General features: G+C 55.5%; 11 protein-coding genes and 1 tRNA gene. 9 read left to right on the forward strand and 3 right to left on the reverse strand.

Annotated features, from left to right (window positions below; genetic code table 11):
• Positions 1-4 precede the first annotated feature (4 nt).
• Positions 5-865 (reverse strand): NUDIX hydrolase, encoded by an 861-nt coding sequence (locus tag K8V32_RS05435; RefSeq protein ID WP_369681045.1) that lies wholly within the window; start codon positions 863-865, stop codon positions 5-7.
• A 650-nt stretch (positions 866-1,515) separates the two neighbouring features.
• Here K8V32_RS05435 and bioB point away from each other — a divergent pair.
• From bioB to pth, 8 genes are all read left to right on the forward strand, one after another.
• Positions 1,516-2,721, forward strand: a complete 1,206-nt coding sequence (gene bioB / locus K8V32_RS05440) for a biotin synthase BioB (protein ID WP_303904067.1) — start codon at positions 1,516-1,518, stop codon at positions 2,719-2,721.
• 264 nt (positions 2,722-2,985) lie between these two features.
• On the forward strand, positions 2,986-3,507 hold the full coding sequence (locus K8V32_RS05445; protein WP_303904070.1) for a type 1 glutamine amidotransferase domain-containing protein: 522 nt from the start codon (positions 2,986-2,988) through the stop codon (positions 3,505-3,507).
• Positions 3,508-3,635: 128 nt separating this feature from the next.
• Positions 3,636-4,067, forward strand: a complete 432-nt coding sequence (locus K8V32_RS05450) for a Rho termination factor N-terminal domain-containing protein (protein ID WP_303904073.1) — start codon at positions 3,636-3,638, stop codon at positions 4,065-4,067.
• Positions 4,068-4,168: 101 nt separating this feature from the next.
• Positions 4,169-4,240: transfer RNA gene (locus K8V32_RS05455), tRNA-Gln, on the forward strand.
• Positions 4,241-4,287: 47 nt separating this feature from the next.
• Positions 4,288-5,748: a bifunctional UDP-N-acetylglucosamine diphosphorylase/glucosamine-1-phosphate N-acetyltransferase GlmU gene (glmU, locus tag K8V32_RS05460; protein ID WP_303904261.1), complete on the forward strand. Its 1,461-nt coding sequence runs from the start codon at positions 4,288-4,290 to the stop codon at positions 5,746-5,748.
• Between the two features lie 84 nt (positions 5,749-5,832).
• A complete protein-coding gene (locus tag K8V32_RS05465) occupies positions 5,833-6,813 on the forward strand; it encodes a ribose-phosphate diphosphokinase (protein WP_303904076.1) in 981 nt (326 codons plus the stop codon).
• 220 nt (positions 6,814-7,033) lie between these two features.
• The gene (locus tag K8V32_RS05470) at positions 7,034-7,660 is read left to right on the forward strand and encodes a 50S ribosomal protein L25/general stress protein Ctc (RefSeq protein WP_303904080.1); all 627 of its coding nucleotides are present in this window, start codon (positions 7,034-7,036) and stop codon (positions 7,658-7,660) included.
• An 8-nt stretch (positions 7,661-7,668) separates the two neighbouring features.
• Positions 7,669-8,283, forward strand: a complete 615-nt coding sequence (gene pth / locus K8V32_RS05475; RefSeq protein WP_303904083.1) for an aminoacyl-tRNA hydrolase — start codon at positions 7,669-7,671, stop codon at positions 8,281-8,283.
• 65 nt (positions 8,284-8,348) lie between these two features.
• Here pth and K8V32_RS05480 read toward each other — a convergent pair whose 3' ends face one another.
• Positions 8,349-8,873, reverse strand: coding sequence for a DUF2505 domain-containing protein (locus K8V32_RS05480; protein ID WP_303904086.1), 525 nt, complete (start codon positions 8,871-8,873; stop codon positions 8,349-8,351).
• A gap of 191 nt (positions 8,874-9,064) precedes the next feature.
• Between K8V32_RS05480 and mfd the strand changes: the two genes are divergently transcribed.
• On the forward strand, positions 9,065-12,604 hold the full coding sequence (mfd, locus tag K8V32_RS05485; protein WP_303904089.1) for a transcription-repair coupling factor: 3,540 nt from the start codon (positions 9,065-9,067) through the stop codon (positions 12,602-12,604).
• Here the strand turns inward: mfd and K8V32_RS05490 are convergent.
• Positions 12,601-13,665 (reverse strand): acyltransferase family protein, encoded by a 1,065-nt coding sequence (locus tag K8V32_RS05490; protein ID WP_303904092.1) that lies wholly within the window; start codon positions 13,663-13,665, stop codon positions 12,601-12,603. The genes mfd and K8V32_RS05490 overlap by 4 nt on opposite strands.
• Positions 13,666-13,895 lie beyond the last annotated feature (230 nt).

A 13,895-nucleotide genomic window follows, 5' to 3' on the forward strand; every position in this document is an offset into this window, starting at 1 on the left:
GCTATTACTGTTCGGGCTGGTCTTTGAATCGGTACAGTCTGGCAGGCCGGTGTGGGGTGCCTTGTTCTACTCGGCCGGTATCTACCAGTTGTCCCTGGGCCAACATGTCGCGTCGGAAATTTGCTGGATCGATCTGTTCGCCAAGAATGGCTTCATGCACGCGGCGCATCTGGGCCAGAGTGAATTCTTCACCTAAGAATCGGTGGGCGACCATGGAATATGCGGTGCGCTGACGTAGTCGCCACACCGCATAATCGATGATGTCGGCGTGATCAAAGGCAAGATGTGGTAGGCGGTCGATGGAAAACCAGGCGACGTTGGCATCGGCTGAGGAGATGAGCGCCTGAGAGAATTCCGTGACCGCATCTTGGGTTGCCGAGGCGACGTCACCGGCTACATCACGTGAAGATTCGGTTGTCGGTGGGATACGGAGCTCAAGCTGTCCATAGAGCCCCCAATAGGCCACTGTGACGAGGCGCTGGGCGGTAGCCGACCGGGTTGTCGCGCCGAAGGTATAGAGCTGTTCGAGGTAGCCGGGGGAGCGCAATACGGCCTCATGTAGGGTGCGTGCCGCTGTCTGGTCGAGATCTTCATCCCAGGGGATCGGGCCACCGGGTAGTGCCCAACGCCCCGCGAAGGGCGGGCGAGTCCGTCGCACCAGTGGAATCCATAGCGTGGTCAGGTTTTCTTCGCGGGCTCCCTCGCGTCCAGCGTATTCACCCCAGGTGGAGATCACTTCACCAGAACTTGGATCAGCAATATTTGCATCCACCGGTGGATGGATGGCAAACGCGACGGTCGACACCGCGACTGCCGGTGGCATGAACCGACGCTCGGAAGCGCTCGGAGCCGAAAGATTCACCACACAGGTACCTCGTTGCGATAGAAACTGAACAAAACTTACTTAAAGTCAAACTGACTTTAAGTAAGTATGAGCTGTCTCTCAGGGAATTGTCAAACAGGTATTCGGTGTTAGTGCAGAAAAAGCGCGTAGAAGTGTTGACGGCGTGCAGGTGAGATGACAGGAAATTTCTGAAACCGTGCTTTCAGTGGCCTGGGAAACCCCTTGCCCTTTTTGTTGCAGTGTCGCCGTATCGTCAGGCGCAGCACCGCCGGCTGTATCGTGCCCGGTATGCGGTCACTAGCCTTTGTGGCGCGGGTGGATATGGCAGGCTCATCTGGTTCTGCTGGTGGTCCCAGTGAAATAAGCTTTGCGGCCGCCGGGCACGCTCGGAACGCGGTGTCCGGACGACGTGCATTCAGTAACGTTGCAGCACCAGTCGTCCAAAGGGGAAGGTGCATCGTGGGTAGAACTGTGTGACAAGTTCAGGTTGGGTGGTCTTGTGGCGACGGGCGGTTTGTGGAGTCTTCTCCAACGCGCCAATTCATCGTGAGAGGAAAGCTGTCGGGCCGGCTCTTTGAGTGCATCAGCCACTGTCAAAATTTGTGTTGCTGGAGGCTGGTTGCGAACATGCGGTAATTGACAATGGCTGAACACTGTTCAATCATTGAACAGTGTTCAATAACTTTTTTGATATCGCTGAGCGTTCCTGCGCAGGCGAGCCCGCTACGGCGGATGAAGCCCTAGGCGTCCTAAAATCGACCGACAACGAACTGCTGGAACTTGTTGCGGCAACCTCCAAAGTACGTCGAAAATACTTTGGAAATAAGGTGAAAATTAACTATTTGGTGAACATCAAATCTGGACTCTGCCCAGAAGACTGTGGGTATTGTTCGCAGCGATTAGGGTCAGACACTGATGTTCTGAAATATCCTTGGTTGCCTTCCAAAGAAGCGCAACGTCAGGCAGAATTCGGTTTGTCTGGTGGCGCATCGAGGGTCTGCCTGGTGGCGTCGGGTCGTGGCCCGTCCAATCGTGACGTCAAGAAGGTCTCCGAGATGGTCACGTCGATCAAGGTCAATAATCCGGGAGTCGAAGTGTGTGCCTGCTTAGGGTTCTTAAAAGACGGTCAGGCCGAGACACTCAAGGCAGCCGGTGTTGATGCGTATAACCATAACCTCAACACCGCAGAATCGTACTATCCCAGCATCTGTTCCTCACATACATTCGCAGACCGTGTAGATACTGTGACACGAGCACGCAGCGCTGGACTGTCTCCGTGTTCCGGGTTAATCGTGGGGATGGGCGAAACCGATGAGCAGGTCGTTGAAGCCATACAGTCCTTACAAGCTGTGGATTCCGACTCAATCCCCGTGAACTTCTTGATCCCATTTGATGACACACCGATGGCCGGCACGTACGAACTGTCTGCGCAGCAAGCCATGCGCATTCTATGCGCCGTTCGACTCATGTGCCCCGACAGTGAGCTGCGGATTGCCGGTGGGCGAGAAATGCACTTGCGCAGCTGGCAACCATTAAGTCTGCATGTGGTTAACTCAATCTTTTTAGGTGACTACCTCACTGTCGAAGGACAAACCGCTGAAGCCGATCTAGACATGATCGTCGAAGGTGGTTTCGACATTGTGGGAGCACAGGAAACTGCCGCCGAACTGCGAGACAGAGTTCGAGCCCATCGTTCAGCGCGCTGGGCAGTTCTCCACCCAGAAAGCACAGACCAGATCCCAAGTCACGACGAGACGGCAAATGCAACGCTCCCCTGTGGTAAGAGTCAACCGCTAGCAGCAGGCTCCACATCAGACGTCACCATTCCGGTGATTCGCCGTCGTGGGGCCGGGACTGAAGCGGCACCCAATGCTTGAAACCCAGCAGCAACCCTGATGGCACCAGAGCGCAAGCACGTGGGGCACCGATGTACCTGGCTTGGAGTTGGATGAGACCCGGGAAGCGTGGCAGCAACTGGTGCCTGTAGCCTGAGCCCCAGGTTTCCGGCATCGTTGAGCTGTCGCACGACCTTGTAGGGTCTGTGATGGGTGCATCGTTGATTGCTGCGGAATTGCCGACCTTTCAAAGACCCCCGAACCTCGTTACGGTTAAGCAGAAACCCAATCGATAGGAGCGAATTCATGAGCAACCTACAAGGACGTCGCGTAGCTTTTCTGGTCACCAATGGTTATGAGCCTTCTGAATTGTATTCGCCGTGGGACACCGTGGTCGAAAACGGTGGAGAAGCCGTCCTGGTCTCGCCTGAGTCCGACGCGGTATCCGGGAAGGATCACTCTCAAAAAGTCGACGTTAATGTTGCGGAAGCCAACGCCGACGAGTTTGATGCACTCGTTCTTCCCGGAGGAACGAAAAACGCTGACCAGTTGCGGATGAATAACGATGCCGTGAAATTCACCAAGGCATTCTTTGAAGCAAATAAAACGGTTGCATCGATCTGTCACGCGGCCTGGATGCTAGCTGAAGCAGACGTCGCCCAAGGGCGTAATATGACCAGCTACCCAAGCCTACAAACCGATCTGCGCAATGCCGGGGCGCATTGGTCTGATGAAGAACTCGTGGTGGATGGCAACCTCATCACATCCCGTACTCCGAAGGACCTGCCGGCCTTCAATGAAGCCATCGTCAATAAACTGACTGAGTAATCAGCAACAGCAAGCGATATTGCGGTGGGAGCGAAATTTTTGTTTACATCACAATATCGCTTTCTAGGGAACACCACCCCTCAGGCACGTGCTGCCATGGTTGTGAGGTGATGCGTCATAATGGAGACATGACTTCATCTGAGCAGTCCAAACGTTCATCGCGGGTCGGCAAACTCTTCGGGCTTGCCGCGCTTGCTGTTGCCGGCGTCGTTGTTGGAACCTATGTGGCAAATATGATTCGCAAAGATCGCACGCATGAGAATCTTTGGGGGCAACTGCCCGCTGACACTCAAATTCCAGAAGAACTCGCCTCGGGCGATCATCTCGACGCCGCAGATTTGGAAGAAGCCGTCACGACATCGGCAATTACCCATGACGTCGCTGGACATGACATTGAAGATCAGGCAGAACCAACCGTGGGCATGGCGTTAGAAGCGCGCACGGTGGAGGAACTCTACGAGCTGGCAAAGCAACACGACATCCCCGGACGGTCGAACATGCGCAAAGCGCAGCTCATTGCGTCCCTGCGTGACGCTGGGGTCTGCGAGGCCTCTGGTTAATATCCGGTTTGGTGACAACGTTTTGTCACTCAACGCGGCCTAATTCGGAATTTGTAGCCAAATGTGGCACAATGTTTCAGGTGCTGATGATCAATCAGTGATCCGCCCTGGTGTAATGGCAGCACGCCAGCCTTTGGAGCTGTGTGGTCTAGGTTCGAATCCTAGGGGCGGAACTGCCGCATCGCGGTTGAGAAAATAGTGTCTTACGATCAAAGGTGAGATTTCCTTGAATTCTTCTTCTCCCGCGGCTGTCATCGTGCTGGCCGCAGGCGCCGGCACTCGAATGAAATCCTCGCTTCCCAAAGTACTCCACTCCATTGGTGGTCGTTCTTTGGTTGGTCATGCGCTAGATGCGGCTGTCAGTCTCAAACCAGAACATCTCGTGGCTGTAGTGCGCCATGAACGCGAACGCGTCGTGGAACACCTGCTGGCACATAATGCGGACCTTGTCATTGCTGATCAAGACGAGATCCCAGGTACCGGCCGGGCCGTGGAACAGGGTCTGGAAGCTATCGGCTCAGTTACCGGAACCGTCGTTGTGACATACGGCGATGTGCCACTTTTGACCCCTGAAACACTCAATGCGTTAGTTACCGAACACCAGAACGCCGGAAATGCAGTAACGGTATTGAGCGCCGACGTTCCGGATGCTACTGGCTACGGGCGGATTGTGCGCGACGACAGTGGTCTTGTGACACAGATTGTCGAGCACAAAGACGCCCTAAAAATCGCCGAAGAAACCGGCGACAGCACACTGGTGGATATCACTGAAATTAATTCCGGTATCTACGCTTTCGACGGCAAGATCCTGTCCCAAAGCTTGGCACAGGTGACTACAGAGAACGTCCAAGGCGAGAAATACCTCACCGACGTGCTGGAACTTGCCCGCGAAGCAGGCGGCCGTGTTGCCGCGTACGTGACAGATGATCTGATGGAAGTCGAAGGCGTCAATGATCGCGTTCAGTTAGCGACCCTCGGCGCCGAACTGAACCGACGCGTCACGCAACGCTGGATGCGTTCCGGGGTCACCATTATCGACCCGTCCACCACCTGGATTGATGTTGACGTCGAACTGGCCCAGGACGTCACGATTAAACCCAACACGCAGTTGCACGGTACAACCACCATTGCCACTGGTGCCACGATTGGTCCCGACACCACGCTCCACGACGTTCAAGTCGGTGAAAATGCTACCGTCCGTCGAACAGAAGCCACCCAGGCGAAGATCGGACCAAATGCCAACGTTGGACCATTCACCTATATCCGTCCCGGCACGGTCCTGGGCGAGCACGGCAAAATCGGTGCCTTCTACGAGACCAAAAACGTCAATATTGGCCGCGGGGCAAAACTGTCGCACTTGGGCTATGCCGGCGACGCTGACATCGGCGAAAATACTAATATCGGGTGTGGCAACATTACTGCCAACTACGACGGCGTCAACAAACACCGCACCACAATCGGTGCTGAAGTTCGTACCGGATCCAACACCGTCTTCACCGCTCCTGTCGAGATTGGCGATGGCGCCTACACCGCCGCCGGAGCAGTTGTACGGAAGAACGTACCACCTGGTGCACTGACAATGAATGCTGTGGACCAGCGCATCATCGAAGACTGGGTTCTGGAACGTCGCGCCGGTTCTGCTGCAGCCGAAGCCGCTCAGAAAGCACGCGACAAATCATAAGTTTTCCAACAGACTGTTGGAGGACTGTAGGACGATCTACAGTTAGAACAACAAAACACGCCGTACGTTCTAGGGAGAACTTGGTTGAGCGAAATCGTCACCAATGAGAACAAAAAACTCGTGTTAGCCTCGGGTCGCGCACACCCAGAGCTTGCCGCAGAAATCGCTGAACACCTGGGCACCGAGTTGTTGCCGTTGGATGCTTACGATTTTGCAAACGGTGAAATGTACGTCCGCCCCGGAGAATCTGTTCGCGGTAAAGACGTATTCATCATCCAAGCTCACCCGGCACCGATGAATAATTGGGTCATGGAACAGCTGCTGCTGTGCGATGCCATGAAACGCGCCTCTGCACGTCGCATCACCGTGGTTTCGCCGTTCTACCCCTACGCCCGCCAGGATAAGAAAGGCCGCGGACGCGAACCAATTTCGGCTCGCATGATCGCTGACCTGTACCTGGCAACCGGTGCCAACCGGATTATGTCCATGGACCTGCATACCTCGCAGATCCAGGGTTTCTTCGACGGTCCGGTCGATCACCTATTCGCCTTCCCCATCCTGGCCGATTACATTCGAGGCCGTGTGGACGTCGACAACGTCACCGTGGTCTCCCCAGACACCGGTCGGGTACGCGTAGCAGAACAATGGGCCGAACGCCTCGGCGGAGCACCACTGGCATTCGTCCATAAATCTCGTGACCTCAGCCAGCCAAATAAGGCTGAATCCAAAACTGTGGTCGGTGAAGTCGAAGGTCGCGTCTGTGTGCTCATCGATGACATGATCGACACCGGAGGCACAATTGCCGGTGCAGTGAAAATCCTAAAAGAAGCCGGTGCAGCAGAAGTCATCATTGCCGCCACCCACGCCGTCTTCTCAGACCCGGCAGCAGAACGCCTAGCAAACTCTGGAGCCTCGGAAGTCGTGGTTACCAACACCCTGCCACTTCCAGAAGAAAGGCGTTTCGACAACCTCACTGTGCTGTCAGTTGCCCCAATCTTGGCCAATGCCATTCGCGAGGTATTCGAAGACGGCTCCGTGACCAGCCTGTTTGACGGTAACGCCTAACCCGTTAGCTTTTTCGCATTTGACCGCTGCCAGTTTGTGGTCGCGGTCAAATTCGTTAAAGCCATATACCAGTGCTATAGTAGTGAGTCGTTGCCCAGGCGAGGGAGTCTCACCCACTCCGTGATCGACGAGGCTTTGCAAACACCATCGTGATGCTTTGCAGTTCCTGCCTGGAAACCACGAGTGCTCAACGCACCGTACCAACTACAGGAGGAATCCCATGGCCATTGACTACATCGAATTGCCAGTTGAAACCCGCACCGACTTCGGTAAGGGCGCATCTCGCCGTGCACGCCGTGACGGCTATATCCCTGCCGTACTCTACGGCCACGGTGAAGAACCACGTCACCTGCTCTTGCCACGCCACGAAGGCTTCCTGGCATTGCGTAACCCGAACCAGCTGCTGCGTCTGACCGAAGGCGACAATTCAGAAATGGCGCTGCCAAAAGACATCCAGCGCAACCCACTCAAAGAAGAGATCGTCCACGTCGACCTCATCCTCGTGCGTCGCGGCGAACGCGTTACCGTTGACGTCTGGATCGATGTTATTGGTGAACCAGCACCAGACCACGCTCACGTCATGGACGTTACCTCTATTCCAGTTGAAGCAGACGCACTGGATCTGCCCGAAACCGTTCAGATCGATCTGACCGGCCGTACCGCAGGCGAACACGTTTACGCACCAGACGTTATCCTGCCAGAAGGCGTAACTATTGATCTTGAAGACGACTTCCTCATCGCCACCGTCGATGAAATCGTTGAGCAGGATCTTGGCGAAGAAGCAGAAGCAGACGAAGGCGAAGTCCCAACTGTAGCTGAAGAAGCTGCTGAAAACGACGCTGAGTAAGTCTGCCCTTGACGACTCGCACCAACGGAACACTTGATCCCACCACCGGCCCTGTCCTGGTGGTGGGATTGGGTAATCCCGGAGACCGCTATGCCGCCACCCGACACAATATCGGGCATATGGTGGTCAACGAACTTGCCACACGAAATGCCCAACGTTGGAGCACCCATAAAGCTGGTGCCGCAGTTGCAGAATTTCGATTAGGCATCGGTGGACCAAAGATTGTACTGGCCAAACCAGCAACCTACATGAACCTGTCGGGCAAACCGGTTGCGGCGCTGATGAAGTTCTTCAACATCGGTCCCGAAAACCTCATCGTCGTCCACGACGAACTTGACGTGGACCACGATGCGCTGCGTTTAAAACGTGGGGGAGGAGAAGGTGGCCACAACGGGCTGAAATCTATTTCCCAAGCCATCGGCACGAGAGACTACCTACGGGTCCGAGCTGGCATTGGGCGTCCACCTGGCAGTATGGCACCAGCAGACTATGTACTGCGGCCATTTTCTGCAACCGAGCAACAGACGCTTGCCCTGCACATCGATCGAGCCGCCGATGCGGTGGAATCGCTCGTTGAGCGCGGACTGACCACCACCCAAAATCAGTTCCATCAAAAAGCCTAGACACCACAATGGCGGGATGAGTCTCTTCGGCATCACCCCGCCGTTGCTGGCTTAATGCGTCGTGCTTAGTGCTGATCTAGCCAGGAATCCAGTTTTGAAGTCATCCCGGTGAGCATTTTGCCAACCTGCGGTTCAGCCATCTGAGCGATCTTAGACCCCATGAAGGGGATCTTGGAATCAACAGAACCGGCAATTTCAACCACGGTGCCCGTCTCATCGTCAGTTGGGATCAGTTTGATCGTGGCAGTGCCGGTCGCTTTGGCCAACGGCACCTTAATCGTCACATTGGCATTGCGTGAACCGTCATCGCTAGCTGCCGACCACGCTTCTGACTGTTCAACTTGGACCCGACCCTTGACGAAACGTTGGACAGCAGAGGGCAACCGGTTGGCGATCTGCTCGCCGTCAATGCTGCGATGAATCGTCACCTGGGCGGTGTCACTGAGGGTAGGCTGTGCCGGAGTGACCGTGAATTGGTCGATGTCGGCACGGAATCCATCGGAAACATGCTGTTGGAACTCCCGGTTGATTAACCCTTCAAAGACTTTCTGTGGAGGGTGGGAAACGACGGTGGATTCTTGAAAAGCCATGGGCTCACTCTCTGCTGCTCGCTAACAGTGGATAGAACGCAAGTGTAAACGATGCAGCTTGGGAAAACCGTTATGCTAAAGGGTGCGCCGGTTGTGATTCATACCAGAAAACGGGAAGTTAAATTTTGTCTGAAGACGCTGTGTTATCAGGGTTGATAAACCACCTCCAAGCCGATTCTGCCGTAGCCGCCATGCGGACTTCTATTGCCCGGCCTGACCGAACCAAAGATCTCTCGCTGAGTCTTCCCGACGGCGCCCGCGAAGCCGTCACGGCTGCGCTAGTAGACTCCTTACAGGACGCCTCCTTCGCGGCACCCGTGGTACTGCTGGTGACAGCCACGGCCCGTGAGGCAGAAGATCTTGCCCAAGGCCTGGGTGCCTGGATGGATGCTAGGGCGATAGCGCATTTCCCGTCGTGGGAGACCCTGCCACATGAGCGACTGTCACCGCGCAGCGATACCGTGGGTGAACGCATGGCAGTATTGCGCAAATTGGCTCACCCAGGACGTGATGGCCAACCGGCACTACGTGTCGTGACCGCCCCGGTACGATCCATCGTTCAACCAATCGTCAAGGGCCTAGGGGATCTAGAACCGGTCCTATTACGCACCGGTGAATTTTATGACTTCGAACAGGTAGTCCAAGACCTCGCCAACGCAGCTTACACACGTGTTGACATGGTATCCCGCCGCGGTGAATTTGCCGTCCGGGGTGGCATCATCGACGTGTTCCCACCCACCGAAGACCATCCGTACCGCATTGAATTCTTCGGTGATGAAATCGAAGAGATCCGGTATTTCTCCATTGCAGATCAACGCTCGTTAGTCGATACCTCCGACGACGGCTCAGCAACCCCGACGTCGATGTACGCGCCGCCATGCCGTGAACTGCTCTTGACCGACGACGTCCAGCAGAAGGCTCGAGACCTCCAGGTGTCGATGCCCAACGTGTTGGAAATCCTTGAACCAATGTCCAACGGTGTAGCAGTCGAGGGGATGGAATCGCTGGCACCGTTAGTCACGCAGATGGAATCCTTCCTCGATGTCTTGCCGGAAGGCTCCGTCACGATCGTGATTGAACCTGAAAAGGTACGGTCCCGAGTCCATGACCTGTTGTCGACCAATGAGGAATTCTTGGCTGCTGCCTGGGCCGCAGCCGGGGAAGGCCTGGCAGCCCCGGTAGAAAATCAGCACGAAGCCGGCGGCTTCGCCACACTGGGAGATACTCGGACCTTGGCGCTGGAACGGGATCAAGGGTGGTGGCAGTTTACTGCCTTCGATATGGATGACACCTTTGATGCCACAGCGCTGCGTACCGGGTTTACTGCTCCGGCACAATTTGCTGGCGATGTGCCGGCGCTGATGGAACACGTGGAAAACCGCATCCGAGACAACTGGTCCATTGCGGTGGCTACCCACGGACCCGGTCCTGCACGTCGTCTGGCCGAAATCTTCAACGAGGCAGGCCACACTGCAACCGTGGTTGACCGCATCACCGAAGCCAAACCAGCCCACATCCAGATTACTGTCGCCAGCCTAGGCGCTGGATTTGCCTGGGCTGACCACCGCTTCGCCGTGGTGACCGAATACGACCTATTTGGTCGTCAAGCCGCAGGTACCCAGCGCGGTGAGAAACGCTCCCTGGCGCGTAAACGCCGCAACGCAGTCGACCCGCTAGCGCTTAAAGAAGGCGACTACGTTGTTCATAATCAACACGGGATTGCGAAATTCATTGAGCTGCAGCGTCGCAAAGTTGCCGGTGCACGCTCGAGTGCCGGTGAAGAAGGCTATCGCGAATATCTGGTCTTAGAGTTTGCGCCCTCCAAACGCGGAGGTGCCGGTGACCGGCTATTTGTACCCACCGACCAGCTTGACCAGGTCAGCCAATATGTCGGTGGCGATACGCCGACGCTGTCGAAGATGGGTGGGTCAGACTGGGCCCAAACCAAGTCCAAAGCGCGCCGAGCAACCCGAGAGATCGCCAAAGAACTCATCCAGTTGTATTCAGCTCGCATGGCAACCAGGGGCCACGCGTTTTCACCCGACAGCCCGTGGCAGGCTGAACTGGAAGAAGCTTTCCCACACATTGAAACCCCGGACCAGCTGACCACGGTTGAAGAAGTCAAACACGACATGGAAGCCGAAGTGCCCATGGATCGATTGGTTGCCGGTGACGTAGGGTTTGGTAAAACAGAGGTCGCTGTCCGGGCTGCGTTCAAGGCGATCCAGGACGGCAAACAGGTGGCATTATTGGTTCCCACCACCCTGTTGGCTCGTCAGCACACCGAAACTTTTGCCGAGCGATTCGCCGGGTTCCCTGTGACGGTGCGGGCCTTGTCACGATTCCAAAAGACCAAACAATCTCGCGAGACGATCGATGCGCTAGCCGAAGGAACCGTGGACATGGTCATCGGTACCCATCGGTTGCTATCCGATGAGATCCAGTTTAAGGACCTTGGCCTGGTGATCATTGACGAAGAACAGCGCTTCGGCGTCGAACACAAAGAAAAACTCAAACAGCTGCGTACCAATGTTGATGTGCTGGCTATGACAGCAACCCCGATTCCACGAACCCTGGAAATGTCAATGACTGGGATCCGTGAGACTTCTACCTTGGCCACCCCGCCGGAACAACGCCACCCGGTATTGACCTACGTTGGCCCGTACACCGACAAACAAATCATTGCGGCTATTCGTCGTGAGATGATGCGCGAGGGCCAGGTGTTCTATGTCCACAACCGGGTCAACAGCATCAATAAGGTTGCGGCACGCATTCAAGAATTAATTCCTGAAGCACGCGTGGCAGTTGTCCACGGTCGTATGTCCGAGTCCACGCTGGAACAGATCATGGTCGATTTCTGGGAAAAAGAATACGACGTGCTGGTTTCTACTACGATTATCGAAACCGGACTGGACATTGCCAACGCCAACACCCTGATCATCGAAGACGCCCATCGCTACGGCCTTTCCCAGCTACATCAGTTGCGTGGTCGTGTGGGGCGTGGCCGTGATCGCGCATATGCCTACTTCCTGTATGACACCGGCAAACCACTAAATGAAACCGCTATGGAACGTCTCAAAGCTGTGGCCACCCATAATGAGCTTGGCTCAGGCTTGCAATTGGCCCAAAAGGACCTTGAGATCCGTGGGGCAGGAAACCTGCTGGGTGGAGAACAATCCGGTCACATCGCCGGGGTTGGCTTCGACCTATATATTCGCATGGTGGGAGAAGCCGTTACGGATTTCAAGGGCGAAGAAGATACGTCACCGCCAGAAGTCAAAGTCGAGCTGCCCGTCAACGCGCACCTGCCGCATGACTATGTACCAGGGGAACGACTGCGCCTGGAGGCCTACCGCAATCTGGCTCAAGCCTCCGACACTGCAGCCGTGGAAGCTGCCGTTGAAGAGCTACAGGACCGCTACGGTGAACTGCCCGAAGCCGCACAGAACCTCGTGGCCGTGGCGAACTTCCGAAACACCGCTCGCGAATATGGTGTCCATGAGGTGATGCTGATGGGCAAGAACATCAAGTTCGGCCCGGTGGAGGAACTACCAGACTCACGCGCGATGCGCATGAAGCGGATGTACCCGGGGGCTGTGCATCGGGCGCCGCTCAAAGCCATCATGGTACCACGACCCAAAACCCAGGCGGTGACCGGCAAAGACCTCGTCGATGCCGAACTGCTGGAATGGGCCGGCAAGTTCTTAGCGAATATCTTCGGCGAAAACTAAACCTTTATCCGGGACCGTAAGAGTCCCGGATCCCGAGGTGCCCCCGACAGCAGCCGTGCGGCCGGTGTCGTATTGATCAGCAAGCCGACGATAAACGAGACGACCAAGGCGACGCTCATGCGCAATAACCAGTGCGCCAGCGAATCATCGTCGAAGCCGTTTTGGTGCATCCATACCAACACCAGTCCGTGGAAAAATACCACAGCCGTGCCGGTGCGTACCAAACGTGAGACGCTTGTTTGGACGGCTGGGAACTTTTGTATCCCATCGTTGACCCAGGTGGCAAAAATCAAAATGAAGCCAGCGGTTACCACGATGGCAATCAGGGGTGTAAGCAAGATCGTGCCAAAGTCTCCGACCTGAATATAGTGGGCACGTACCTCGGTTGTGTACGTGACCCCCAGTGCGGTTACGACTAACGCCAGGCCGAGGGCGGCCAAGACGTGAGAAGAATATCGGCGAACCAGCGGCATGAGGAGTTTCCGCAGCTGTTCTCCGACGAGCAGATAGAACATGACCGGCCATGCCAGTCCGAGCCGAAGCGGTGTTTCTACCAGTGGATGGGTTTCGAATACGCCATTGGTAACTAACTGATAGCAAGCATACGAAGTCAGCACCCCTAGCAGAGCGACGGTCCAGACCACAGCTGAGCCCAGTGGCTCTAAAAATCTGCGTAGCAGCGTCGCACCGGCCAGGGTTGTGATGAACCAGGCGGCCATCCAAAAGATTGATTGCCCTGCTCCACCCGACCAGCCGGAATGTAAATGGTCGAGGATAATGTCGCGTTGTCCCCATTCCACAGCAATAAGCCACACTGAGATGATCACTGACCAGGCCAGATAGGGGATGAGCAGCGTGTCCCAGCGCCTAGAAAATTCCGAGAATAGTGTGCGCCCCGGAGTAAAGAAGAACCCGGAGAGCATGAAGAATAACGGCATCCGCCAGATGGTGAGCAATTCCGAGTTGGGAAAATAACCAGCGTGGCCTACCACCACCATAATGATGGAAAAGACACGAAGCAGGTCGATTCCGAGGTTCCGAGTTGGGCGGGTGGTGATCATAAATCCGTTTCAACTATGAGGCAGCAATGATTACCCGAAGTAGTCGTTTCTGAGCTACTCCAGATAGCGCACGAGCCGCCGGTGTCATGTTCAAAACAGCCCCACGGCAAACGCTGTGGTCAAGGCTACCCCAAAGCTAATGAAAAGATCACCTGAAGCATTGGTATTGAAGCCAATTGCCTGTATCCACAATAGGATTAAGCCATTGGATAGCCCTACTGTCGAAACCG

The sequence above is a fragment of the Enteractinococcus helveticum genome (assembly GCF_020742345.1).
GTDB lineage: Bacteria > Actinomycetota > Actinomycetes > Actinomycetales > Micrococcaceae > Yaniella > Yaniella helvetica_A.